This window comes from Bradyrhizobium sp. 186 (genome assembly GCF_023101685.1).
In the GTDB taxonomy this organism is placed as follows: domain Bacteria; phylum Pseudomonadota; class Alphaproteobacteria; order Rhizobiales; family Xanthobacteraceae; genus Bradyrhizobium.
Genome location: NZ_CP082164.1, coordinates 4,606,164 through 4,629,082, shown reverse-complemented (window position 1 = coordinate 4,629,082; position 22,919 = coordinate 4,606,164). Strand labels below are relative to the sequence as shown.

The 22,919-nt window shown below is 63.5% G+C and carries 21 protein-coding genes and 1 pseudogene; 8 read left to right on the top strand and 14 right to left on the bottom strand.

From position 1 onward, the window contains the following. Nucleotides 1–16: 16 nt before the first annotated feature. On the bottom strand, nucleotides 17–643 hold the full coding sequence (locus IVB18_RS22035) for a TetR/AcrR family transcriptional regulator (RefSeq protein ID WP_247991051.1): 627 nt from the start codon (nucleotides 641–643) through the stop codon (nucleotides 17–19). Between the two features lie 64 nt (nucleotides 644–707). Further along, entirely contained in the window at nucleotides 708–1,241 is a 534-nt protein-coding gene (locus IVB18_RS22030) for a PaaI family thioesterase (RefSeq protein WP_247991050.1), read from the bottom strand. Between the two features lie 155 nt (nucleotides 1,242–1,396). Here IVB18_RS22030 and IVB18_RS22025 point away from each other — a divergent pair, with 155 nt between their 5' ends. The 3 genes from IVB18_RS22025 (at nucleotide 1,397) to IVB18_RS22015 (ending at nucleotide 4,960) form a co-directional block, all read left to right on the top strand. Continuing rightward, nucleotides 1,397–2,167, top strand: coding sequence for an enoyl-CoA hydratase (locus IVB18_RS22025; protein WP_247991049.1), 771 nt, complete (start codon nucleotides 1,397–1,399; stop codon nucleotides 2,165–2,167). A 167-nt stretch (nucleotides 2,168–2,334) separates the two neighbouring features. After that, nucleotides 2,335–3,531 carry an acetyl-CoA C-acyltransferase gene (locus IVB18_RS22020; RefSeq protein ID WP_247991048.1) on the top strand — a complete coding sequence of 399 codons (1,197 nt, stop codon included), beginning with the start codon at nucleotides 2,335–2,337 and terminating at the stop codon, nucleotides 3,529–3,531. Nucleotides 3,532–3,643: 112 nt separating this feature from the next. Then, a complete protein-coding gene (locus IVB18_RS22015) occupies nucleotides 3,644–4,960 on the top strand; it encodes an MFS transporter (RefSeq protein ID WP_247991047.1) in 1,317 nt (438 codons plus the stop codon). A gap of 160 nt (nucleotides 4,961–5,120) precedes the next feature. Here the strand turns inward: IVB18_RS22015 and IVB18_RS22010 are convergent, their stop codons facing one another. The 8 genes from IVB18_RS22010 to IVB18_RS21975 all read right to left on the bottom strand — a co-directional run bounded on the left by IVB18_RS22010 (nucleotide 5,121) and on the right by IVB18_RS21975 (nucleotide 14,661). Then, entirely contained in the window at nucleotides 5,121–5,666 is a 546-nt protein-coding gene (locus IVB18_RS22010; protein WP_247991046.1) for a hypothetical protein, read from the bottom strand. A 193-nt stretch (nucleotides 5,667–5,859) separates the two neighbouring features. After that, nucleotides 5,860–6,528 carry a TadE/TadG family type IV pilus assembly protein gene (locus IVB18_RS22005; RefSeq protein ID WP_247991045.1) on the bottom strand — a complete coding sequence of 223 codons (669 nt, stop codon included), beginning with the start codon at nucleotides 6,526–6,528 and terminating at the stop codon, nucleotides 5,860–5,862. Between the two features lie 18 nt (nucleotides 6,529–6,546). After that, the gene (locus tag IVB18_RS22000; protein ID WP_247991044.1) at nucleotides 6,547–7,098 is read right to left on the bottom strand and encodes a TadE/TadG family type IV pilus assembly protein; all 552 of its coding nucleotides are present in this window, start codon (nucleotides 7,096–7,098) and stop codon (nucleotides 6,547–6,549) included. A 10-nt stretch (nucleotides 7,099–7,108) separates the two neighbouring features. Beyond that, a complete protein-coding gene (locus IVB18_RS21995) occupies nucleotides 7,109–8,518 on the bottom strand; it encodes a pilus assembly protein TadG-related protein (RefSeq protein ID WP_247991697.1) in 1,410 nt (469 codons plus the stop codon). Between the two features lie 308 nt (nucleotides 8,519–8,826). Continuing rightward, the gene (locus IVB18_RS21990) at nucleotides 8,827–10,533 is read right to left on the bottom strand and encodes a response regulator (RefSeq protein WP_247991043.1); all 1,707 of its coding nucleotides are present in this window, start codon (nucleotides 10,531–10,533) and stop codon (nucleotides 8,827–8,829) included. After that, the gene (locus IVB18_RS21985; RefSeq protein WP_247991042.1) at nucleotides 10,530–12,044 is read right to left on the bottom strand and encodes an ATPase domain-containing protein; all 1,515 of its coding nucleotides are present in this window, start codon (nucleotides 12,042–12,044) and stop codon (nucleotides 10,530–10,532) included. The genes IVB18_RS21990 and IVB18_RS21985 overlap by 4 nt, the downstream gene beginning before the upstream one ends. Nucleotides 12,045–12,197: 153 nt before the next feature. Beyond that, a complete protein-coding gene (locus IVB18_RS21980) occupies nucleotides 12,198–13,757 on the bottom strand; it encodes a carboxyl transferase domain-containing protein (RefSeq protein ID WP_247991041.1) in 1,560 nt (519 codons plus the stop codon). Next, nucleotides 13,687–14,661 carry a helix-turn-helix domain-containing protein gene (locus tag IVB18_RS21975; protein WP_247991040.1) on the bottom strand — a complete coding sequence of 325 codons (975 nt, stop codon included), beginning with the start codon at nucleotides 14,659–14,661 and terminating at the stop codon, nucleotides 13,687–13,689. The genes IVB18_RS21980 and IVB18_RS21975 overlap by 71 nt, the downstream gene beginning before the upstream one ends. A gap of 95 nt (nucleotides 14,662–14,756) precedes the next feature. Between IVB18_RS21975 and IVB18_RS21970 the strand changes: the two genes are divergently transcribed. The 4 genes from IVB18_RS21970 to glsA all read left to right on the top strand — a co-directional run bounded on the left by IVB18_RS21970 (nucleotide 14,757) and on the right by glsA (nucleotide 20,273). Further along, nucleotides 14,757–14,978, top strand: coding sequence for a biotin/lipoyl-containing protein (locus IVB18_RS21970; protein ID WP_247991039.1), 222 nt, complete (start codon nucleotides 14,757–14,759; stop codon nucleotides 14,976–14,978). Between the two features lie 146 nt (nucleotides 14,979–15,124). Continuing rightward, nucleotides 15,125–16,291: a TAXI family TRAP transporter solute-binding subunit gene (locus IVB18_RS21965; protein WP_247991038.1), complete on the top strand. Its 1,167-nt coding sequence runs from the start codon at nucleotides 15,125–15,127 to the stop codon at nucleotides 16,289–16,291. A gap of 36 nt (nucleotides 16,292–16,327) precedes the next feature. Further along, a complete protein-coding gene (locus IVB18_RS21960) occupies nucleotides 16,328–18,403 on the top strand; it encodes a TRAP transporter permease (protein WP_247991037.1) in 2,076 nt (691 codons plus the stop codon). Nucleotides 18,404–18,425: 22 nt separating this feature from the next. Further along, nucleotides 18,426–20,273: a glutaminase A gene (gene glsA, locus IVB18_RS21955; RefSeq protein WP_247991036.1), complete on the top strand. Its 1,848-nt coding sequence runs from the start codon at nucleotides 18,426–18,428 to the stop codon at nucleotides 20,271–20,273. 16 nt (nucleotides 20,274–20,289) lie between these two features. Here glsA and IVB18_RS21950 read toward each other — a convergent pair whose 3' ends face one another. Beyond that, nucleotides 20,290–20,592, bottom strand: coding sequence for a nucleoside triphosphate pyrophosphohydrolase family protein (locus IVB18_RS21950; RefSeq protein WP_247991035.1), 303 nt, complete (start codon nucleotides 20,590–20,592; stop codon nucleotides 20,290–20,292). Between the two features lie 24 nt (nucleotides 20,593–20,616). Next, nucleotides 20,617–21,144 (bottom strand): carboxymuconolactone decarboxylase family protein, encoded by a 528-nt coding sequence (locus tag IVB18_RS21945; protein WP_247991034.1) that lies wholly within the window; start codon nucleotides 21,142–21,144, stop codon nucleotides 20,617–20,619. Between IVB18_RS21945 and IVB18_RS21940 the strand changes: the two genes are divergently transcribed. After that, nucleotides 21,143–21,388, top strand: coding sequence for a hypothetical protein (locus tag IVB18_RS21940; RefSeq protein ID WP_247991033.1), 246 nt, complete (start codon nucleotides 21,143–21,145; stop codon nucleotides 21,386–21,388). The genes IVB18_RS21945 and IVB18_RS21940 overlap by 2 nt on opposite strands. A 245-nt stretch (nucleotides 21,389–21,633) precedes the next feature. On the opposite strand, the gene IVB18_RS21935 is transcribed toward IVB18_RS21940, so the two are convergent. Then, nucleotides 21,634–21,993: an OB-fold domain-containing protein gene (locus IVB18_RS21935; protein WP_247991032.1), complete on the bottom strand. Its 360-nt coding sequence runs from the start codon at nucleotides 21,991–21,993 to the stop codon at nucleotides 21,634–21,636. After that, nucleotides 21,990–22,919, bottom strand: a pseudogene (locus IVB18_RS21930) (thiolase family protein); the annotation flags it as partial. The gene IVB18_RS21935 and the pseudogene IVB18_RS21930, both read right to left, overlap by 4 nt.

The window sequence follows — 22,919 nt, the reverse complement described above, 5'->3', positions numbered from 1 at the left end:
CACCCTACGGCATCCCCTAGTTCTGCTTCTCGCGCGGCTTCTTCGCTACCGCCTTCACCGGCTCGCGGCGCGCGCCGTCGAGCGCACTATCCTTGCCGGCCTTCAGCACCTCGTCCGACAGCTCGCTGGTGCCGGCAATGCGCGCCAGCAGCATGGTGCCGGCCATCGTCGCCAGCGTGGCGATCGCCTGCTTGCGTGCGGCCTTGCGCGGCAGGCCGGGAATGTAGTCCACGATCATCTCGATCATCTCGTCGAGCTTGCCGGCAAAAGCCTTGCGCGTCTTCGGGCTCTCGCGGGAGATCTCCGCGCCCAATGAGGCGATCGAGCAGCCGTGGCCGGGATTGTCGCGATGTAATGCTGAGAGATAGGTCTCGACGATCTGGGTGAGCTGCTTCTCCGGCGCGACCTGATCGGACTGCTTGCGCCAGTGCTCCATCGAGCGGTCCATAGCGTAGGCAAAAGCCTCGATCACCAGCGCCTCGCGGGAATCGAAATGCGCATAGAACCCACCATGGGTGAGGCCCGCCTGTTTCATGAGATCGGCGACGCCGATGCCGTGGGCGCCCTTTTCGCGCAGCCGCACGGAAGCCTTCTTCACGATGCGGTCGTGGGTTTCCTGCTTGTGTTCCCGGGAGTAGCGCATGCGGTTCTCATTGGATGTCGGAAGTCATTTCATAACACGCAAATGCCGAAATGGCTGCATTAATTCATGTTAAGTTGTTGCCGATCATGGAAAAGGTTGCAGTTGCATGGACCGCGAGCGCCCCCTTGCCGTCGCGGACGAAGCCCTCGGCGTAGCTGGTCTGCCGCCCCAACTTGATCACCTTGCCTTCTGCCGAAATCAGCCCCGAACGGACCGAGAGCGGACGCAGGAAGGTCAGCTTCAGATCGAGCGTAACGGATCCCTGCCCGGCCTCTAGCCTGGTCGAGATCGCACAACCCATGGCGGTATCGAGCAGCGCCGCGGCGGTCGCCCCGTGCAGGAGGCCGATGGTATTTTCGAGATCCTCCCGGGGCGCCAGTTCCATGACAATCCGCCCCGGCTCGACCACGGCCATCGTGAAACCAATCAGCTTTGCGAAGGGTGGCGGCGGCAGGCGGCCGTCGCGAATCCCGAGCATGGCGTCCATGCCGGAAAGCCCCATCGCCGCCTTCGCAACCGGCGTCGGCACCTGCCAGTCCACCACACGCTCGCGCCGGAGCTCGGGCGAAAACAGATCGAGTTGATCGATGTCGGTCATGGTCGCCTCTTGGTATGATTTACATCATACTATGCTGCGGACTTCACGCTGGCAACTCCGTTTCCCCGCCCGCTTGACAAGCACCCCGTTTCGGCCCGGAAGTGATCTCGACCGGCGCGCTATCGCGTACGTCCACGAAACTTCGAGATCCCACAATGGAAATGCTCAATCATCACTGCGGCGTGACGCGCGATGCGCGCGGCGTCGTTCATGTCACGATCTGCAATGCCGGCTCGCTCAACATCCTGGGCTCGCCCGTGACCGACGCGGTGCGCGAAGGGTTGCAGCAGCTTGCCTCTGACCGCAGCATTCGCGTCGTGGTGCTGCGCGGCCAGAGCGAGAAGAGCATGATCGGGGGCGCCGACATCAAGGAGATGGCGAAGCTCGATCAAAAGTCGGCGGAGGCCTTCATCAGCCGCCTGCGCGATCTCTGCGAGGCCGTACGCGCCTTCCCCGCCCCCGTGATCGCGCGGATGCCCGGCTGGTGCCTCGGCGGCGGGCTCGAAGTCGCGGCCGCCTGCGATTTCCGGATCGCCGCGCACGATGCACATTTCGGCATGCCGGAAGTGCGTGTCGGCATCCCCTCGGTGATCCACGCAGCGCTGCTGCCGCGCCTGATCGGGTGGGCCCGCGCGCGCTGGCTGGTGATGACGGCGGACAACATCGACGCGCCGAAGGCGCTGGCCTGGGGACTGGTCGACAAGGTCGCGCCGGAGGGCGGGTTGGATACGGCCGTCGAGCACACCGTAAAGGCGCTGCTCGAATGCGGCCCCGAGGCGCTGCGGTCGCAGAAGGCGCTGCTGCGGCAGTGGGAGGAGCTGCCGCTGACGGAGTCGGTAAATTTGAGCGTGAAGGTATTCGGCGAGTCGTTTCTGACGGACGAGCCGACGCGGCTGATGCAGGCGTTTGTGAGTCGGAAGCGGTAGCCTCTCTCCCACATGCGGTGTCATGCCCGCGAAGGCGATCTCCCGAACAGCACAACAAATCTCATCCGAACCACGACAATTTCTCATGCCCTGCGCAGTTGCATTTTTTGCGCTGCATCATATGATGGTAATAATCTTACCTACCCGCCATCGCAGGGAGCTCCACCATGGCCGAAGCCGCCGATCCCGTCGTCATCGTCTCCACCGCGCGCACCCCGCTCGGCCGCTTTATGGGCGAATTGTCGCCGCTGGCTGCGCATAAGCTCGGGTCGCACGTGATCGGCGCGGCGCTGGAGCGTGCAAAGCTGGCGCCCGAGAAGGTCGACGAGGTCTTCATGGGCTGCGTGCTGCCGGCCGGCCAAGGCCAGGCGCCGGCGCGGCAGGCGGCACGCGCGGCCGGCCTGCCCGATTCCACCGGCGCAACCACGGTCAACAAGGTCTGCGGCTCCGGCATGAAGGCGACCATGCTGGCGCACGACATCATCCGCGCGGGCTCGGCCGAGATCGTCGTCTCCGGCGGCATGGAGAGCATGAGCAATGCGCCCTATCTGCTGGCGAAAGCGCGCGGCGGCTATCGCGCCGGCCATGACCGCATCATCGACCACATGATGATGGACGGACTGGAGGACGCCTACGAGACCGGCCGCTCGATGGGCGATTTCGGCGAGGCCACGGCAGAAGCCTATCAGTTCACCCGCAAGGACCAGGACGCCTATGCGATGGAAACGCTCAGCCGCGCCCGCAAGGCGGTCGAGGGCGACGCGTTCAGGGCAGAGATCGCGCCGATCACGCTGACCGAGAAGGCGGGTCCCCGAATCATCGCCAATGACGAGCATCCGCTGAAGGTCGATCCTGCAAAAATCCCCGGATTGAAGGCAGCCTTCCGCGCGAATGGCACCATCACGCCAGCAGCCTCCTCCGCGAATGCCGACGGCGCCGCCGCGCTCGTCCTGACGAAACGGTCGCTCGCCGATCGCAACGGCCTGCCGGCGCTGGCCGAGATCAAGGGCCACGCCACGCACAGCCAGGAGCCGCAATGGTTCACCACGGCGCCGATCCCGGCGATCCGCAAGCTGCTCGACAAAGTCGGCTGGAGCGTCGGCGACGTCGACCTGTTCGAGATCAACGAGGCCTTCGCCGTGGTGGCGATGGCGGCGCAGCGTGATCTCGGCATTCCCCGCGACAAGCTGAACGTCAATGGCGGCGCCTGTGCGCTCGGCCATCCCATCGGCGCCACCGGTGCGCGGCTGATCGTGACGCTGCTGCACGCGCTCGAGGCACAGAACCTCAAGCGAGGTGTGGCGGCACTCTGCATCGGCGGCGGCGAAGCCACCGCGATTGCGGTCGAGCGTCTCGCGCACTGACGCAACAAAGTCCGAAAATGAGGGAACTCCGTCATTTCCGACAGGCCGTTCCCGTGCCATTCTGCAACCTCGCGCAGTCTCCCAAAAGCCTGCCCATCAACGTTGAGGCCCAATGATCTCGAACTGGCTCGCGGCATCGCTCAGCCGCCGCAATATCCACTACGGCTGGGTGATGGTCGGCGTGACCTTCCTCGCCGCGCTGATCAGCGCCGGCACGGTCGGCGCGCCCGGCGTGTTCATCGTTCCCCTGCAGAAGGAGTTCGGCTGGAGCACGGCGGAGATCTCGTCCGCGCTATCGATTCGCTTCATCCTGTTCGGGCTGATGGCGCCGTTCGCGGCAGCCCTGCTCAACCGCTACGGCCTGCGCAACGTCACGCTGACCGCGCAGCTCATCGTCGTCTCGGCGTTGGTAGCCTCGCTCGGCATGACCGAGGTCTGGCAGCTCGTTCTGCTGTGGGGCGTCGTGATCGGCATCGGCACCGGCATGACCGCGCTGGTGCTTGGCGCCACCATCGCCACGCGCTGGTTCGCAGCAAGCCGCGGCCTTGTCGTCGGCATCATGACCGCGAGCGTCGCCACCGGCCAGCTCGTGTTCCTGCCGCTGCTGGCAAGCTTGACCGAACGCTTCGGCTGGCGGCTTGCGCTCGGCTTCGTCTGCATCATGCTCGGCGTTTCCGCGCTGGCGGTGCTGCTTGCGATGCGTGACCGCCCGAGCGATCTGGGCCTGCGTCCGTTCGGCGACAAAGGCACCGAGCCGCTGCCCGCGCCGCCCGTCAGCCACGGCTCGATCACGGCCGTGGCGCTCGGCACGCTGCGCGACGCCTCGAAGTCGCGCGCGTTCTGGATCCTGTTCGCGACCTTCTTCGTCTGCGGCGCTTCGACCAACGGTCTCGTCCAGGTCCACCTGATCCCGATGTGCCTCGACTTCGGCATCCCGCAGGTGCAGGCGGCGAGCCTGCTCGCTGCAATGGGCATCTTCGACTTCTTCGGCACCATCATGTCGGGCTGGCTGTCTGACCGCTACGACAATCGCTGGCTCTTGTTCTGGTACTACGGCCTGCGTGGGCTCTCGCTGATCTTCCTGCCGTTCAGCGACTTCTCGTTCTACGGCCTGTCGATCTTCGCGATGTTCTACGGGCTCGACTGGATCGCCACGGTGCCGCCGACGGTACGCCTCACCGCGCAAAAATTCGGTCCCGAGCGTGCCAATCTGGTGTTCGGCTGGATCTTTGCCGGCCATCAGCTCGGCGCCGGCACCGCCGCTTTCGGTGCGGGCCTGTCGCGAACGCTACTCCAGAGCTACCTGCCCGCCTTCTTCATCGCCGGCGCGCTCTGCGTGTTCGCGTCGCTGATCGTGCTGGCGCTGTCGCGGCAGCCGAAGCCGCAACCCGCAATGGCGCAGGCCGCGCGTGCAACTGGGCCGGCGTGAGCCGGCTCAGTACCTGATCGTGGTGGTAACCCCGAACACCGCGGCGTCGCCGATCCGGGAGGTCCGCCATCATCACGCACTCCGCAATGCGCCCATGCCCTGCCCGTCAACAGGCGCTTCGCGGAGCGACAGGTATCGACATTGATGTCGGCTGTAGTCCTCAGGTCGCCGCACCGCGCGGGTTGACGACCGTATAACCCCGCAATGAACGCGCGTGTATTCTCGTTGCGCGTCCGCCCGAGTTGGCGTCATACGCCATCCAGGTGTCTCCTTCGAGATGCTGCTCCAGGACGAAGAGGTGTCCGCGTCGTGCCGCAACCATTCCCGGCGCCGGCGATGCACGGGGAAAGCGTAGCCAGTTGGCCGCCAGATTCAATTCCGGCACCACACGACCGAACACGCGCAGGGCCGCGCCACAGCCACAGAAGGACGACGGGCAGCCGGCCGGTCGACCGCCGACGATCTGGCCGGCAGCGACATTCACCGCCGCAGCGGCGCCACCAGCGTCGGCCACTGAGAGGTGTGTTGAGCGGAGCGTTTGCAATGAGGACCGGGAAACGCGCTCGCGACGCGGTTGCGAATACGAGAAGTCGCAGGGCATGATCACGTTGCATTCGGGCACGCGGTTGATGCGGTAGGGTCGCGCTTCCGAAGCGGTCGAGCAGGCAGCAAAAATGAGAAACGCAGAAAGGACTAGCTTGAACATTGCAGGACTCCGAATTGAAGGGTCCTGCCCCGGACAAGGAGCAACCAATAACAGTTCGGCCGAAACGCGCCTAAAGGACGGCTGAAAATGGCCGAATTTGCGCGCCGCCTTTTCAAATCTCCTAAGCTACACGTTGCGATCGAACTTACTAACCCGCGGAGTACGAAGCTCTGCCTCTACCCCCTGCGCGCAGCTAACAGGTCTTCAGTTGCAGATGCTGGATGCATGTGCACGTCGTCGTCGTCGCCGCGGAATACTTCACGTCGTAGTATGGAAATGTCGACGTGCTCGGGCTGTTCGTCGAGCAGCGCGGGAACAGGTAATAGCTGTCGGTCAATTTGACGGTGCCGGCGATCGTGTAGCCGAGGTTGGGCGTGTAGTCGTAGGACACCTCGCTTAGAATAAGCGAGATGTTGGCATTGCTGGGATTCTTGGTATCAGGTGCGGTAAACGACGACAATGTCATCTGCTGACCGGTTGCTCTCGCTCCCGTCGAACTGGTCGACTTGCTCCATTGAACCGTCGCTTTGCCGGTGCTGTCCGTCGAGACTTCGGAGACCGTGATCGTCATCAGGGAGGCGCCGCTGCCATTCTTGACGGGATAAGGCGCCATGACAGCCGCCGAAGCCGCAAGGATGCTGTCCATCCGGGCCGCGCTGACCTGCGTATTTTGCGAAACCATGTCACCGACAGAGTGCGCAGTTGCGCTGACCTTGACGTTCATGGCCAGCCCATTCCCGAGCTCGACGCCGCCGATATAGAGCACCAGCATGAACGGGACCACGATGGCGAACTCGGTCGCTGCAACGCCACGAACGTCGGTGCACAGGTGCCGCACGCGAAACGACAGGCCGGCGATCATAGCTGACTCCTTCTAGGATTACGGCTCATTCTGGAAAGCGGCGGACGCCATGATCTGCCGGTTGCCGTCCGAGAGATTTGAGAGATTGAATCCGAGCGGCCCGAGGACGACCGGCCATACGTACATCACCCGGAGAACAACGATATCGCCGACATCCCCAGGATTGAATTGCCAGGTATTCGTGACTGCTCCCTTGCTGTCGAAAGTCAAGGTGGGCATCGCCGTGTCCGCCGTAGACCACGAATTGGCAACCTGCACGTCGACCATCAAGCCGCTGCAGGTGAAGAATATCACGACCTGATCGCAGACCTTCTGCTTGAATGCAGCCTGCGTCATCGCCTGATCCTTCACCTGCCCGGTCAGGAGCAGGCGGCTGGATTGACGCACCACGGATTCGAGCAACTCCTGCGCGAAGAAAACCAGAAACGTCTGAATGAGCGCGATGATGAGGGCGAGGAACGGCGCGGCCACGAGCGCGAATTCGACGGCCGTGGCTCCCTTGCTATCCCCCGCGAAAGCGGCACAGCGATTGCCGCGTCTCCTCTTTGTTGCGACGTCCGGTCCGGTCATGGCGGCTTCCCTACTGCACCAGGTTGGCAGTGCTTGACGCAACCTTGATGAAGAGGTTCGTCAGCGCCGTGGAAATGTCGCCGCCGGTCTGAACATCCGCGAACAGACCGGGCGAGGCGCACGACTGCAGCCTTTGTGCGATCAGGCCCGAGGACGACGATGGATTGTTGAACTGCGCGATGCGGCTGGTGTACCAGCTGTTGGTCGGCAATTGCAGATATTCGGTGTAGAGAATCGCAATGCGGATGCCTCGGTTCTTGATGGTATCGCATGTCGCGGTGTCGAGCGGCTGCTGGCACCGATATTTCGAGCCGGCCGTTGGGAGCGGCAGAGTCGCCTTCGGGTCGCATCCCGAACTGGTCGAAATGAGTTTATCTTCGACGCCGTCGGTGACGAGAAAGATCACCTCCTGTGGGGTATCGCCCTGCTGATTGGTGCCGGTGCCCGGTAGGGGCATAATGGCGTTGACACCCGAGAGCCCGCCCGAGATGTCGGTGCCATAGTCGGTGTTGCAGCTGCCGGAAATGACGCAATTTTGGTGGTCAACTGTCATGAGTTGAATATTGGCGATCTGCGTACCGGCGGTGGTCGGGCTGGTCAGCGTCTGGATCGTATTCAGGCCGTAGTCGAAGGTGTAGATGGCGGCCTTGTAGGTGGTGTTGTTGAGCGCCGACATACACTGCATGACGCCGCCCGAAACGCCCGACTGCGGGCACGACCATGGTCCCACGAGCAATTGCTTGACAGCATTGGCCACAAGATCGATGCGCAGCGTGACGTTGTTCGCGCGCGCGATGGTTAGGTTATCCTTGGTTGACGCACTTGCGCCGGAGTCTTTGCTGGGATTCAATTCATGGCAGGCGAATCCGCAGTTCGCCGACCCCGAAGGCTGTTTGCTTGTGTAGGAAATCAGGTTGTCGATGTCATTCTGAGTCGCCGCAATCGCCATCGACGGAGAGTCGTCTAGCAGCAGATAGAAGTTCATGTTGGGCGCGCTCGAAGCCTTCGCAGTCGCGGAGCCGTTGATCTGCCAGGTCTGCTTGCCGAGAACGCCCGGGAAATTATTGACGGACTGGGCGGTATAGGAAACCGTGATGGTCCGCGCGAGGCCGGAATCGACGACATTGATCGTTGGTATCGGAGTCGTCGACAGGCCTGGAAGATTTGCCTTCGCTGCAAAGACGGCTGCCGCCGTCGCCTGGACGACGGTGCTGTCGGTCTGCGTCAGCATCGCCGGCCTCACGGCCGCGATCGCCGCCGCATCGGCAGCCGCGTTCAGCTGCTCCCGCTGCCGCAAGGCCAAAGTGTAGTCGAGCGCCATGCCCAGCAGAAAGATGATGGGGACCAGCATGAGCGCGAAGATAATGGCGACGTTGGCTTTCCGATCTCTCGCGAAACGAAGCACTGCGCAGCGGAGCATGACCTTCATCCTAATTGCCGTCGCTGCGGCACAGACGCTTCCCTGGACTCTTGCGACCGGAGGAGACGGTCAGGTTTCGCCGCCGATCCCTCGCTCGTCACGGCGGAAATATGGCTATGGCCCTCTTAATCAACGCTTACGGGCAATCCATAAACATGGAGGCGACAGATTGAGATGTGTCATATTGAGAAAGCATCATTAACGCCGACTAAACGGGTTCGTCGAGATCGAAGCGGTTGAGGTATCGCGGTGACGCAAAAGGCGCGCACCGCAGGATCACCGTCCCGGGAGCCAATCTGCGGCCAGCCTCAGGACGTGCCAGAGCGCTTGGATTCCGCGTCGCGCCGGAAATTCCGCCTGGCAGCGCCAAGCGCTGCTGCCAGCTCGTCGATGTGGTAGGGTTTCCGCAGGATCTGAACTCCGGCCATTTCGGCGTCATGGACTGCAGCTTCGGAGTATCCGCTCGTCAGCAATACCGGCAGGTCGCTTCGTCTTCTCTTGATCTCTCGCGCGAGCTCAACCCCGTTCATGCCACCCGGCATCATGATATCGGAAAAAACGAGGTCGACAGAGCGGCCGTCCGCGAGGGCACCGAGGGCCGCCGCGGCGCAGGCAGCGCGCGTGACTTCATAACCGAGCTGCGCGAGCATCTCACTGACCAGTGCGGCGACCTCGTCGTCATCTTCGACCAGCAGAATCTGGCCACGGCTGGCCTTCTTCGGCGGAGCCCTTGTCAAGTCGATGAGATGCCGTTCTTGAGACGGAAGATTCATGGATCGCGGCAAATAGAGCTCGATGCTGGTGCCCTTGCCAACCGTCGACTTTATTCGAACCGCCCCCTGTGACTGGGTCGCAAATCCGTGGACCTGAGGAAGCCCAAGTCCCGAGCCCTTCCCGACGTCCTTCGTCGTGAAGAACGGCTCGAAAACCCGCGACAGGATTTCGGGGCCCATGCCAACGCCGGTGTCGACCACCGAGAGACGGACGTAGTCGCCGACGATCTGCCCATCGTTCAGATTGGGCAGGTTCTCACCGCGGACAACGATCGTGCCGCCGTTGGGCATCGCATCCCGCGCGTTGACCGCCAGGTTGAGAATGACCAGCTCAAGCTCCCCGGGGTCGACCTCCACCGGCCAAAGACTATCCGGAAAATCAAATTCGACATGAACGTCACCTCTCAGGCTCCGATCGAGCAATTCGCGCATACCACCGATCTGCAATGCAACGTCAACAGGCTCCGGCCGGAGCTTCTGCCGGCGGGAGAAGGCCAGGAGCTGCCTGGTCAAGCTGGCACCACGCTGCGCAGCCTGGACCATCCCCTCCATGAGACGACGCCGGCGGGCTGGGTCGGTCTGACGGTTGAGCATATCCAGTCCGCCGGAGATCACCATCAGCAGGTTGTTGAAGTCGTGGGCTACTCCGCCAGTCAACTGTCCGATGGCTTCGATCTTTTGTGCATGCCGAAGCGTCTCCTCGACGCGCGCGCGCTCTTCCATTTCGACGCGCAACTGCTTGTTGGCTTCCTCGAGCGCTCGCGTGCGCTCGACCACGAGCTTCTCGAGTTGCTGAGCCGCTCGCTCACGCGCTTCGAGCAAGGTCCGAATCTCATATTGCCGCCGGCGTGCCCGCAGCGCGGATTGAACCGCGCTGGTCAGCGTTATCGGCTGAACCGGCCGTTCAAGCAGCGAAACGTTATGGAGTGCCTCGACGATGCTGCGGCGCCAGGCAACCACCGCCGGCTGCTCTCGATGGCTGGTGAGAATGACAAAGGGCAGATCAGACCAAGGCGGCTGCCGCTCGATCCACTGTGCCAGCGGGGTCGCGTCCCTCCCGAACAAGCCTTCCTCGGCGAGAAAAACGGCGCCGACGCCGGCCGTCATCTCGGTAATCAGTTCCGGGAGACCCCGACAATTGATCGCTTCAAGATTCGAACTACGGAAAAGCTCGGCGGATGCCGGTCCATCGCGGCCGATCGGAGCAAACACGAGAACGCATTGATCTCGGTCGCGGCTCATTCAGTGGGCCCTTCTGGCATTGCCTCGCCGGTGTAGCGCGGATTGCCGGAGAAGATGCCGCTGAACTCCCTCAGCGGAGGGCCGAGCGTGATGCCGGCGCTGCTGAGGCGAAACTCCCGGATGGTATGCTCGTGATTGCCGCTGCGCTTCTTGACGACCGACAGGGCGCGCCGCACCGTTCCGCCCGCTTCAAAATAGCGCAACATCAGCACCGCATCGCTCAAATAGCTGATGTCGAGAGGCGTATCCATCGGACCGACCAGCCCATGTTGAGCGAGGATCAAGATGGTCAGCACGCCCTGTTGCGCGAGATAGGTCAGGAGTTCGTGCATCTGGAGGATGAGAAATCGCTCATCGGGCATTGCGTTCAGGTAGCCATTCAGACTGTCGATGATGACCACGCGAGCGTTGTCCACATGGACGCTCTTCCGCACGTTGGCGGCGAACTCGCCCGGTGACAGCTCGGCCGGATCAATCTGTTGAAACCGGATAAGCCCCGTTTGAAGGTATTGCTCGAGAGGCAGCCCAAGCGTTCGAGCCCGGGCTTCCACCGTGCCGCGACCTTCATCGAAGGCAAAGAATACGGCGTGCTCGCCGCGTTTGGCGGACGCTATCGCATAGGTCAGCGCCACCGAAGATTTGCCGACACCGGCCGCGCCGATGAGAAGCGCGTTGGTGCCGCGCTCGAGCCCGCCTCCAAGCAGCTGGTCGAGTTCGGCATTGCCGCTGGGCGTAAACTCACCGGCAAACGACCTATGATGTTCGGCAGCTACCAGGCGGGGGAAGATCCGCAAGCCTCCTGCTTCGATCGTAAAATCGTGGAAGCCGCCGCGAAATCGAATGCCGCGCATCTTGATCACGCGAAGGCGCCGGCGCTCTGCTCCATAGTCGATGGCGAGCTGTTCGAGCATCACGACGCCGTGCGCGATGGAATGGAGCTGCAAGTCATCCTGGAAGGACGAGAGGTCGTCGAGGATGATGACCGTGCAATTTCGGTTCGTGAAGAAATGCTTCAGGGCCAGAACCTGGCGCCTGTACCGGAGCGGGTTCTGAGCGAGGAGGCGCAATTCGGACAGGCTGTCCAGCACCACCCGGGTGGGATTGATCCGTTCGACCTCCTTGAAAATGAGATTGGTCGTTTCGCTCAGTTCCATTTCGGCGGGATGGAATACGGTAAGCTCGCGCTCCGGATCGAGCGTCGTCTCCGGCGGGACCAGTTCGAAGATATCAACGCCATCCAGCGACCAGCCGTGCCGCCGCGCAACGAGCGCCAGCTCGCGCTCGGTCTCAGACAAGGAGATGTAGAGCACCCGTTCACCACCACGCACACCTTCGCGGAGGAATTGAAGCGCCATCGTGGTCTTGCCCGTGCCGGGCCGCCCCTCGTAGAGATACATGCGGTTGGCATCGAGGCCGCCACACAGGATGTCGTCCAGGCCATCGCTGCCCGTCGAAATCCTGGGCAGATCTCCAGAATCCCTGCTTTGAGCCCCGCTGGATGTGCCTGCCATTGGACCCCCTGACGCTCCTTCCAGAGCAGGGCGCGACCCGGCCCACCGGGGTCCGCAAGGCTAGCGACCCAAGCTCCGACCGAGAAGCGACATCAGCAAAGAACGCCGAGGCGGGTTCCAGGTTCCACGTCTGGGAATGTGAGCGCGGAGGACCTACGGCCTGATCGACATGTTCCCCGACGGGCCCGGCTTGCGCAGCGGCTCCGCCAGCCGTGCGAACTCGCAGAGGAGTGAGCGCGTCTTGCGGGGGTCGATGATCTCCTCGACCCAGAACTTTTCGGCGGAGCGGAACGGTGAGCGCAGCTTGTTGAGACGGTCCTCGATCTCCTTCAGCTTCACCGCCTTGTCCTCGGCCGCGTCGATGTCGGCGCGGTAGGCGGCTTCGATGCCGCCTTCGAGTGGGAGCGAGCCCCAATAGGCCGAGGGCCAGGCGTAGCGGATCGAGAAGCGGTCGGCCGGCTGATGCACCACTCCGGCGACGCCGAAGGCGTTGCGCAGGATCACCGTGCACCAGGGCACCGTGGTCTGGTTGACCGCGGCCATGACGCGAACGCCGTGGCGGATCGTGGCGGCCTTCTCGGCATCCAGCCCGATCATGAAGCCGGGGCAATCCATCAGATAGACGATCGGCAGATGGAAGGTCTCCGCGAAGTCGACCCAGCGCACCACCTTCTGGCAGGCATCCGCCGTCCAGCAGCCGCCATAGTGGAAGCTGTCGCTGGCAAGCAGCAGCACCGCCCTGCCCTCGAGCCGCGCGAGGCCGGTGATGATCGGCTTGCCGAAATTGGAGGCGACCTCGAAGAACGAACCTTTGTCGACGACCGACTCGATGATCGGCCGCATCTTGTAGACCTGCTTGCGGTTGCGCGGCACCGCGTTCATCAGCGCTTCTTCGGTGCGCTCCGGATCGTCGGTGCAGGGCACGGTCGGCGGCAGTTCGTAAACGGACGAAGGCAGATAAGAGAGGAAGCGCCGTACGCAGGCAAAGGCCTCCTCCTCGGTCTCGACGGCATGATCCACCGCGCCGGCGCGGGTCTGGATGTCGGCGCCGCCGAGATCCTCCTTCGACAGATCCTGCCCCAGCCGCTTCACCACCGGCGGGCCCGCGACGAACATCGCGGATTTTTTGGTCATGATGGAATAGTGGCTGGCGGCAAGACGCGCCGCGCCAAGGCCCGCGACCGAACCCAGGCCGAGCGCGACCACGGGCACGCGGGAGAGATTCTCCGTCGTGAAGCGATACCAGCGCGTGCCGCCGATGCCGCCGGGCAGATTGGCCGCTCCCTTGGTCTCGATCGTCTTGACCGAGCCGCCACCGCCGGAGCCTTCGATGATGCGGACGATGGGCAGGCGGAAATCGTGCGCCATCTCCTCCGCCATCAAAGGCTTTGCCGAGATCGACGCATCGGCCGAGCCGCCGCGCACGGTGAAATCGTCGCCGACCACGACCAATGTGCGGCCGTCGACGCGCGCACGGCCGAACACGCAGTTCGCCGGCGTCACGCTTTTGAGCTCGCCGGTTGGATCGTATTCGCCGATGCCGGAGACGGCACCGATCTCGTGAAAGCTGCCTTTGTCGATCAGTCCGTCGATACGTTCCCGAACAGTCAGCCGGCCCTGGTCATGCTGTCGCTTGACCTTGTCAACGCCGCCCATCTCCCGCGCGAAGGCCTCGCGCCGGGCGAGTTCGTCGAGTTCCGGCTTCCAGTTCATTCACTCCCTCCGAATTGATCGGCTTGTTATTGTTATGCACCGCCATCGCGATCGGCTTGCGCGCGAGACGATTGTTGAAGACATCGCCTTCCGCGCCCTCGAGCAGGCTGCCCAACGAGCGGCCGAGCTCGAGCATCGGCGGCGCGACTTCGGCATGCAGACGCTGCTCGTCATACATCGCGGACAGAAGGCCGATCGTGATGACCACGAAGGTCTGGTATTGCGGCGACCAGATCGGGACCGCGAGCCCGTTGATGTGCGGGCTCCACAGGCCGCAGGCCACGACATAGCCGCGCTCGCGCAGGGACTGCCGGTTGGCCTCGATGCGGGGCCTCAGGATCGTGGCGGCCTCGGGAGCTTCCCGTTCCATTTCCGCGATGAAGGCATCGCCGACCTCCGGCGCCATCGCCGCGGTGTAGGCCGCGCCTGCGGCGGTCGAGGCCATCGAGATTCGGCTGCCGGTGCTCTCATGCAGGCCGAGGGCGGTCGCCGAGCGCGCGAATTGCAGATAGACGAGATGAAAGCGATCGGGGACGACGAAGCCGACCGTGCCCGGCAATTGCTCGGCGACTTCCTGGAGCCGCTGCCGGATCATGCTGCGCAATTGCGCGCCCTTCATCATCGACGCGCTCATCGCCACTGCGCTCGGGCCGATGCGATACTTTTGATCGCGCGGCAGATAGACCAGTTGTCCCATCCGCGTCAGCGTGTGCGTGAGCCGCGACACCGTCGAGCGCGGCAGACCACAGCGATTTGAAATTTCGAGATTGCCGAGTCGGGCCTCGTGGCCCTCGAAGCATCGCAACACGTCGAACGCGCGCGAGACCACCTGGATGACATCACCTTCACCGGCATCACCGGCGAGGACTCCTTGCCTACTCAACCGCTCCGAACGTCGTCCCATGATCCCTACCAGTTGTTCCGCTGTGCGGAATTAAATTCCGCTTGCAGACGAAGCTACCTCAGGCATTTTGCGACGACAACAAAAAGGCGATTGGCATGCCAGATATTAAGATCGTCACCGAAGTCGCGGGGCGCGTCTGCGCAACTCCCGTGCAAGTTGGAGGAACCGTCGCAGATGGCGATGACGTTGTGGTGGTCGAAGCCATGAAGATGGAGATACCGGTGTCCTCGCCCGCGGCCGGCACGCTCAAATCGCTGCTCGTGAAGCTCGACGACGTTGTCGCCGAAGGCCAGGCCATCGCGATCGTTGCGAGTTGAGCGAATTTTCGACGTGTCCGCGACAATCTGTCAGACCGACGCTTCGCATTTGCGGTACGGCGTTGCCATCGCCGATGGCCGATGACATGATCGAATCCAAACAAGAAAGTCTTCGCGGCGAAAGCGAGGACGATGGGAGGGAAAACATGCTTCGTGGGCTGATCATGCTCGCGCCTGCCTTGGTGGCAGGCATTTCTTTTGTGTCCACACGCTATGCGTTTGCCGAAGACATCAAGCTGCCGGCGACGTTTACCTTCACCGCCTATGACACCGGCACTGCCGGCTTCAACATCGCGGTCGGCGTCGGCAAGATGATGAAGGACAAATACAACACTGACGTGCGCGTGCTGCCCGCCGGCAACGACGTTGCGCGCCTGGCGCCGCTGCGCGCCAAACGCGCGGTGTCCGCGGCGATGGGATCTGGCACCTATTTCGCGCAGGAAGGCGTGTTCGAATTCGGCAGCAGGGAATGGGGACCGCAGCCGCTCCAGATCCTCTTGTCCAGCGTCGACTGCAATTGCGGCTCGCTCGGCGTTGCCGCCGATGCCGGCGTGAAGAAGATCGGGGATCTCAAGGGCAAGCGCGTCGGCTTCGTGGTCGGCTCGCCCGCGCTGAACCAGAATTCGCTCGCGGTGCTCGCGTTCGGCGAACTGACGCAGAAGGACGTCAAAATCGTCGAGTTCGCAAGCTATGGCGCGATGTGGAAGGGCCTCGTCAACAACGACACCGACGCGGCCTTCGGCACCACCATCACCGGTCCCGCCAAGGAAGCCGAGACCTCGCCGCGCGGGCTGATCTGGCCGCCGCTGCCGGCCAAGGACAAGGAGGGCTGGGCGCGGATGCAGAAGGTCGGCTCGTTCTTCTTCCCGCAGACTGCGACCTGTGGCGCCGGCATCTCGCCGGACAAGCCGATCGAGCTCGGCAACTATCCCTACCCGATCTTCGTCGCCTACGCCGCGCAACCGGCCGACCAGGTCTATGCGATGACGAAGGCAATGATCGTGAACTACGACGCCTACAAGGACTCCGCGCCCGGCGCCGGCGGGCTTGCCGCCGATCGCCAGACCAAGAACTGGGTCGTGCCGGTGCATCCCGGCGCGGTGAAGGCGCTGAAAGAAGCCGGGCAATGGACCGATGCGCAGGATGCCCACAACAGCAGACTGATCAAGCGCCAGGAGGTGCTCGCGGCCGCCTGGGCGGACTATGGCAAGTCCAATCCGCCCGCGGACGACAAGGCCTTCCTCGAGGGCTGGATGAAGGCGCGCGCGACGGCGCTTGCCAAGGCCGACATGCCCAACGGCTTCGAGGATTAGTCCACAGCGGTTACCAACCTACGCGCGAGATCGATCATGTCGTCTGCTTCAGTCTCCTCCGGCCCGCAAGCGCAGGCCAAGCGGATCGTGTTCGACGATCCGCACGGCGCTGCCGGCAACATGCAGGAAGCGGAGGTGACGCGCGTCCGCACGCTGCAAGGGGCTTGGCGCTGGGCTCTGGTCGTCGCGACCGCGGCGACGATCCTGCTCTGCATCAACCAGCAATTCTCGCTACGCTTCTTCATCGGCTACACCCAGCTCAACACGGAGTACTTCTATCTCCTGATCGCCTTGATGCTGCCTTTCACCTTCCTGATCTTCCCGGGCACCGAGCGCGCCCCGCTCGACCGCATTCCCTGGTACGACCTCGCATTCTTCGTCGTCACCTTCGCCGCGGCCCTGCTGCTGATGTCGAACGTGCGCAAGGCGGCGGAGGCCGGATGGGAATTCGGCGGCGCGCCCAACAGCGTGATCGCCGCGGGCCTCGTGATGTGGGTGATGCTGATGGAGGCGCTGCGCCGCACCGGCGGCTGGAGCTTGCTGCTGAGCGTATTTCCCTTCACCATCTATCCGCTGTTTGCGGAGTCGAGCTGGCTCGGGCCGTTCCGCGGCACCCAATCGACGCTGGAACAGGCGACTGCCTATCACGTGCTGTCTGGCGAGAGCCTGCTCGGGATTCCGATCCAGGCGTTTGCCGACACCGTGATCGGCTTCCTCGTGTTCGGCACCGCGCTGATGATGACCGGGGCCGGCAAATTCTTCATCAACCTCGCCTTCGCGCTGTGCGGGACGTTCCGCGGCGGCGCGGCGAAAGTCTGCATCTTCGCCAGCGGCCTGCTCGGCATGATGTCGGGCTCGATCATCTCCAACGTGCTCACTGCCGGCACCATGACCATTCCGGTGATGAAGAAGAGCGGCTTTCGCGCCTCCTATGCCGGCGCGATCGAGGCCTGCGCCTCGACCGGCGCGGTGCTGGCGCCGCCGGTGATGGGCGCGACCGCCTTCGTGATCGCGCAGTTCCTCAACGTCAGCTATGCCGACGTCGCGATCGCTGCGATCATCCCGGCCGTACTCTATTACGTCGGGTTGTTCATGCAGGTCGACGCCTATGCGGCGCGCCACGGGCTGAAGGGCATTCCACGCGCCGAGTTGCCGCGGATCATGGATACGATCCGGGACGGCTGGTACTACGTCTTCGTCATCGCGCTCCTGATCGTGATGCTGCTCTACTTCAAGCGCGAGAGCCACGCGCCGTTCTTTGCCACCGCGCTGCTGCTGGTCCTCAACCAGCTGTTCTCGAAGGACACGCGTTGGACTCTCACGACGATCAGTAAATTCCTGGAGGTCAACGGGCGCACCTTCGTCGAGCTCGTCGGCATCCTCGCCGGCTGCGGGCTTCTGATCGGCGCGTTCTCGATGACCGGCGTGGTGTCGAGCCTGGCCAACGATTTGTTGCGGATCGCGGGCGACAATCCCTTCCTGCTGCTCGGCATGTGCGCGTTCACGAGCCTGATCCTCGGCCTCGGGCTGACGACCACGGCCTGCTACATCTTCCTTGCCATCCTGGTGGCGCCCGCGCTGGAGAAGCTTGGGCTGAACAAGATGGCCGTGCACATGTTCATTTTCTACTGGGGCATGCTGTCGTCGATCACGCCGCCGGTCGCGATCGCTTCCTTCGCGGCCGCAGGCATCGCCGGGTCGCCGGCGATGAAGACCGGCTGGGAATCGATGTGGGTCGGCAGCATCATCTATTTCATCCCGTTCTTCTTCGTGCTCAATCCGGCGCTGGTGCTGCAGGGGCCGAGCCCCTATCTCGCCGGCCTCGGCCTGATGGCGCTCGCCGCGTTCGGCACGCTGTTCATCTGCGGCGGCATCCAGGGCTACCAGCCCTTCGTCGGCGATCTCCGCGGCACGGGCGCGCTGGAATGGCCGCTCCGCGTGCTGCTGGTGATCGGCGGCTTCGTGGTGGCGACGCCCGGCGGCGGGATCATGCCGCTGTCGCAGTTGCAGGTCACGCTCTTGGGACTTGCGATCCTGACGCCGACGATTTTGATCGCGCTTCTGCTGATCCGACGGCAAGGGCCGATCCCGGACGGGTTGCGCGTGCCCTGATTGCGTTGCACAACAGGAGGCGATGAAACCGCACTCGCCTCCCGCCTCCGCCTGGGCCCGCTCAAGACCGCCGTTGCTGCGGTTTCTGGACACTTGCCTCAATGAATTCTCGGCCGAGACCTCGGGCGCCGTGGCCGACTACATCCCCGAGCTCGGCAAGGCCGACCCTGCCTATTTCGGCATCAGCCTCGCGACGCTGGACGGCCATGTCTACGAAGTCGGCGACAGCCGGATGCCTTTCACGATCCAGTCGATGTCAAAGCCGTTCGTATTCGCGCTGGCGCTGGATCTGCTCGGCGCAGGCAAGGTCGAGAGCGCGATCGGCGTCGAACCCTCGGGCGATCCCTTCAACTCGATCCGGCTCAATTCCGACAATCACCCGTTCAACCCGATGGTCAATGCCGGTGCGATTGCCTGCACCGGGCTGATCCAGGAGAGCAAGGGCGCCGCGGCCTTCGAGCAGATCCGCCTTGCGCTCAGCCGCTTCGCAGGGCGCGATCTCAGTGTCGACGAGGCCGTCTATACTTCGGAAAGCCAGACCGGCGACCGCAACCGCGCCATCGCCTATCTGCTGAAGACCAATGCGGTGATCTCGGACAATGTCGCGGCCGTGCTGGACGTTTACTTCCGGCAATGCGCGGTGCTGGTCACCGCGCGCGACATCGCAGTGATGGCGGCAACGCTCGCCAACCGCGGCGTCAATCCGGTGACGGGCGAGCAGGTGCTGACGCCCTACGCGATCTCGCGCACGCTGTCGGTGATGACGTCGTCGGGCATGTACGACTATGCCGGCGAATGGATCTACCGGATCGGCATACCCGCCAAGAGCGGCGTCGGCGGCGGTATTCTCGCGGCCCTGCCCGCCCGGCTCGGGCTCGGCAGCTATTCGCCAAGACTCGACAAGCACGGCAACAGCGTGCGCGGCATCAAGGTCTGCGAGGCGCTGTCCACGCATTACGACCTGCACATGCTCAACCGCAGCGACGATGCCCGCAACGCGATCATTGCCGACTACGACATCGGCAAGAGCCCGTCGCGGCGCGTCCGCCGGCCGCAGGAGCGCGAGATTTTGGCAGCCCATGAGCAGGAGGTGCGGGTCATCGAGCTGGTGGGCACGCTGTCGCTCTCGGCGGTCGACTACGTGTCGCGCCGGCTTGCAGCGCGGCCGCGGCCGCAATTCGTGGTGTTCGACCTGCACCGCGTCACCTCCACCACGCGCGCAGGCGCCCGGCTGGTGGCCGAAGCCTTCGAGGAGCTCGCAGCGCTGAACGTCACCGTGATCCTGTCCGGCGTCAAGCGCGCCTCGAAGGAATGGAATACGTTGCGAGAGTGGACCGCCGAGCTGAAGAACGTCCGGGACTTCTACCTGCTCGACACCGCGATCGAATGGGCGGAAGACCAGATCGTCTACCGCCATGGCGGCTCGATCGACTTTCACGAAACCACTGAGCTCGTCGAGCAGCCGCTGCTCTCAGGACTTAGCGCGGAAGAGCTGACCGATCTGGCATCGCTCTGCACCATCCGCACCTATCAATCCGGCGCCAGGATCGTGGCGGCCGGCGATTCCGCGGATTCCCTGTTCTTCCTGCGCAGCGGCGCCGTCCACGTCACCCTGCCTGACGGCGTACGGCTAGCGACACTGACCGCCGGCATGGCCTTCGGCGAAATGGCGCTGCTGGAAGCCACCCGCTCCGCCGATGTCTTCTCCGACATGGCAGCGACCGCCTTCGAGGTGCCTCTTAAGGCTTTCGAGCGTTTCCGCAAGCAGCACCCGCATGCGAGCGAGCGCGTCATGCGCAATTTGGCGCAGCTTCTGGCCGATCGCCTGATCGTCGCCAACGCCAAGGTGGATATCCTGACGTCGACGTGAGCGCTGCTGATACCGATCAGCGGCTCGCCGCCTCGCTCAGCCGCCGGTTGATCCGCGCCGCGCTTGCTGCGAGCAATTCAGACGGCTTTTGGCCGGTCGCCGCGCACAGGCAGGCCCAGTAGTAGATGACATCGCCGAGCTCATCGACGAGACCCGCCTGATCGAGCCAGCCGTCGCGCAGCAGCTTCTTGATGTGCTCGGCAACCTCGCCCGATTCTCCGGCGAGGCCAAGACCGAGATAGGACAGCCGTTCGTTCGACGGATGCTCTTCGACTTTCGCAATCGTCGCGGCCCAGGCCGCATATTCATCGATCGTCATCGGCATCTCTCGCGCTGCTTCAGATCAGCCCACCACTTCCGTGACCGGCTGGAGATCGATCTCGAAGGTCTCGAGGAATTTCGAGGTCATGATGTAGAAGCCGACCGAGAGCTGCAACTCGACCAGTGCCGCCGGCGTCAGTCTTGACGCGATCGCCTTGAAGGTCGCATTCGACGGCTTGTTCAGCTTGACGATCTCATCGGTGAACGCAAGCGCGGCGCGCTGCGTGTCGTCGAAGCAGCTCGCGGCGTGCCAGTTCTCCAGCGCCTCGTTCTGTTCGTCGGTGACGCCGACATTCTTGCCGATGCGCTTGTGCGCGACGATCTCGTACGGCGCTTCGCACAAAATGCCCGTGCGTGTGATTGCAAGCTCGCGCACGATCGGATCAAGCTCGCCCTTGTGGCGGATGGCACCGCCGAGGCGGCAGTACTGCTCAAAATAGCTTGGCGAATGCGACATCATCCGGAAGATGTTGGCGTTGCGGTTCTTGTCGAGAATTTCGCGGGTGCGGTCGGATGCCTTAAACGGGTCGCTGTAGTTGATGCGGGCCATGATTTACCTGAAGATTTTCCCTGAGCCTTTGATGCTTATTGTCGTTGTCGACGAGAGTTCCCGGAAACTGTATGCGCGCGTGACCTCAGGAGCAACATTATCGAGTCAAAATGCCGCCGCATTGCTGATCGACCTTGGCACAGTCGATATTCGCCGCGTGGGGACACATTGCAGCGGATACTCGAAGTGGGGTGTTCCGAGTAAAAACAATTGGCCGTCGGGTGCGCAGCGCGCGCAGCGATGAGTCACGCCCAAGTCTAGGGAGAAAAGGCATGAAGGAAGCCACCAAGGGGGCGGCCTCGGGAGCGCTCGCGCATATGCTGGCGGTGACGGCGATGCTCGTCATCGCCAGCATCTTGTTCTACGGGCGTTAGCAAGAGTTGCGTTAGTCAGAGTTTTCGTCATTCCGGGGTGGCGCTTCGCACACGCCAGGCCCAGAATCCCGTTCCAGGCTCGGTCCCTTGGACCGCCCCCGAATGACGAATCCCACTATTTCCTCTTTGCGAAGAACGGCACGAGCTTTCCCGCGAACGGTTTGAAGCTCGCGGTGACCTCATCGCCGATGGCGAGATTCGTCTCGCCATGCGCCATCATGCGAAAACCCTCGGCACAATCGACCAGCACGATGTTGTAGGGCACGTGCGCGCGCGTTTCGGGCGTGGCGGCGCGACAGACCAGCGAGGTTGCGTAGACCCTGCCCTTGCCGCTGGCGCGCTGCTCGCGCGGATCAGGCGCGCCGCAGGTCGCGCAGAAGGCGCAGTGGAAATATTGCACATGGCCGCATGAGCCGCAGGTCTGATAGGTGATGGCCCGTTCACCCTTGGTCCAGTCCGCTAGACGCTCGTTCATCGCACCTGCTCCAGAAACATGCTGACATGCGACGACAGCACGCCGCCGTCGCCATGCAGCAGCGCAATCGAGGCGTCGCGTACCTGCCGATTTGCCGCCCGTCCCGTCATCTGCAAATGCGCCTCGACCAGATGCGCCATGGCGCCACCGACGCCGCAATGGCCATAGCTGAGCAAGCCGCCATGGGTGTTGAGCGGCATCGCGCCGTCGCGGCCGAAGTGGCCGGCGCGCACCCGCGCGGCCGCCTCGCCGCGACCCGCGAGGCCGAGGTCTTCCAGCAGCATGGCGAGCGTGATGGTGAAACTGTCGTAGATGGCGGCATAGCGTACGTCGGAGATCGCAAGGCCGGTGGCTTCCTTGGCACGCGCGATGGAAATCTCGGCGCCGAGTTCGCTGAGCGCTGGCGCGGCCGTGACGTGTTGATGGGTGTGCGCCTGAGCACAACCGCGAATGCGCACGCCGGCCTCGCCCGTCCGCTCGCGGCTGATGACCAAAGCCGCGCCACCGTCTGACACCGGGCAGCAGTCGAGCAGCTTGAGCGGCATCGCCACCGGCTTCGATGCCATGACGTCGGCGACCGTGATCGGCTCGTGGAATTGTGCGCCGGGATGGGTGCAGGCGTGGGCGCGCATCAGCACCGCGAATTCGGCGAGGTCTTCTTCCGTCACGCCATATTCGTGTATGTAGCGGGTGGCGACCAGGCCGTAATAGGCGGGGATGGTCGGCCCCAACGGCACCTCGTAGTCGGGATGGCCGACCTGCGCCAATGCCTGGATCGAGGCGTCGCGGCTTTGCCCGGTGAGACGATTCTCGCCGGCAACGACGAGCACGTTACGCACGACGCCTGATACGACGAGGTGATGCGCCAGCATGCTCATCGCGAGCCCCGTGGCACCGCCTACCTGGACAGCGTGGGCGTAAGCCGG

Coding starts and splice junctions, on each gene's coding strand:
- IVB18_RS22035 (WP_247991051.1), bottom strand. CDS start 643: ATGCGCTACTCCCGGGAACACAAGCAGGAAACCCACGACCGCATCGTG.
- IVB18_RS21985 (WP_247991042.1), bottom strand. CDS start 12,044: ATGGCAGGCACATCCAGCGGGGCTCAAAGCAGGGATTCTGGAGATCTG.
- IVB18_RS21940 (WP_247991033.1), top strand. CDS start 21,143: ATGATTTACCTGAAGATTTTCCCTGAGCCTTTGATGCTTATTGTCGTT.
- IVB18_RS21975 (WP_247991040.1), bottom strand. CDS start 14,661: ATGGGACGACGTTCGGAGCGGTTGAGTAGGCAAGGAGTCCTCGCCGGT.
- glsA (WP_247991036.1), top strand. CDS start 18,426: ATGAAACCGCACTCGCCTCCCGCCTCCGCCTGGGCCCGCTCAAGACCG.
- IVB18_RS22025 (WP_247991049.1), top strand. CDS start 1,397: ATGGAAATGCTCAATCATCACTGCGGCGTGACGCGCGATGCGCGCGGC.
- IVB18_RS21970 (WP_247991039.1), top strand. CDS start 14,757: ATGCCAGATATTAAGATCGTCACCGAAGTCGCGGGGCGCGTCTGCGCA.
- IVB18_RS21980 (WP_247991041.1), bottom strand. CDS start 13,757: ATGAACTGGAAGCCGGAACTCGACGAACTCGCCCGGCGCGAGGCCTTC.
- IVB18_RS22030 (WP_247991050.1), bottom strand. CDS start 1,241: ATGACCGACATCGATCAACTCGATCTGTTTTCGCCCGAGCTCCGGCGC.
- IVB18_RS22020 (WP_247991048.1), top strand. CDS start 2,335: ATGGCCGAAGCCGCCGATCCCGTCGTCATCGTCTCCACCGCGCGCACC.
- IVB18_RS21950 (WP_247991035.1), bottom strand. CDS start 20,592: ATGACGATCGATGAATATGCGGCCTGGGCCGCGACGATTGCGAAAGTC.
- IVB18_RS21935 (WP_247991032.1), bottom strand. CDS start 21,993: ATGAACGAGCGTCTAGCGGACTGGACCAAGGGTGAACGGGCCATCACC.
- IVB18_RS22000 (WP_247991044.1), bottom strand. CDS start 7,098: ATGACCGGACCGGACGTCGCAACAAAGAGGAGACGCGGCAATCGCTGT.
- IVB18_RS21945 (WP_247991034.1), bottom strand. CDS start 21,144: ATGGCCCGCATCAACTACAGCGACCCGTTTAAGGCATCCGACCGCACC.
- IVB18_RS22005 (WP_247991045.1), bottom strand. CDS start 6,528: ATGATCGCCGGCCTGTCGTTTCGCGTGCGGCACCTGTGCACCGACGTT.
- IVB18_RS21965 (WP_247991038.1), top strand. CDS start 15,125: ATGCTTCGTGGGCTGATCATGCTCGCGCCTGCCTTGGTGGCAGGCATT.
- IVB18_RS22010 (WP_247991046.1), bottom strand. CDS start 5,666: ATGTTCAAGCTAGTCCTTTCTGCGTTTCTCATTTTTGCTGCCTGCTCG.
- IVB18_RS22015 (WP_247991047.1), top strand. CDS start 3,644: ATGATCTCGAACTGGCTCGCGGCATCGCTCAGCCGCCGCAATATCCAC.
- IVB18_RS21990 (WP_247991043.1), bottom strand. CDS start 10,533: ATGAGCCGCGACCGAGATCAATGCGTTCTCGTGTTTGCTCCGATCGGC.
- IVB18_RS21960 (WP_247991037.1), top strand. CDS start 16,328: ATGTCGTCTGCTTCAGTCTCCTCCGGCCCGCAAGCGCAGGCCAAGCGG.
- IVB18_RS21995 (WP_247991697.1), bottom strand. CDS start 8,518: ATGCTCCGCTGCGCAGTGCTTCGTTTCGCGAGAGATCGGAAAGCCAAC.